The 388-nt window shown below is 61.9% G+C and carries 1 protein-coding gene; it reads right to left on the minus strand.

What is annotated here, in order from left to right; genetic code table 11:
* A partial coding sequence (locus HA630_RS27050; protein ID WP_243855311.1) for a GTP-binding protein occupies nucleotides 1-134 on the minus strand: 134 nt, incomplete at its 3' end.
* Nucleotides 135-388 lie beyond the last annotated feature (254 nt).

Here is a 388-nt window from a genome sequence, read left to right on the forward strand (position 1 = left end):
AGGGTGGTCTTGCCGTGGTCCACGTGACCAATGGTGCCGACGTTGACGTGCGGCTTGGTCCGCTCAAATTTCTCTTTTGCCATTGCAAATACCTCAATAAAAGAACAAGGCCCGTGTGGGTTTAACGTCTCCAGCCAGAGCCTGCCACGGGCAGCCGACTCACCGCTAAACGGCGCTGAAGACAACAAGAGTCCCGCACCCCCCCCTCATCCAGCGTTGCCGCAGATCCGGCGCTTTGCCGGTCTGCTGGCAACGCCCCCTGGAGGGGGTGACGCGCCCCTGGGGGCACGGCTCGGGGGTGGGCCAATTACTTGGCGCGGGCCGCCATGATGGCTTCTTGCACGTTGCGCGGGGCTTCCGAGTAGTGCTTGAATTCCATCGTGTAGGT

The sequence above is a fragment of the Aquabacterium sp. A08 genome (assembly GCF_011742065.1).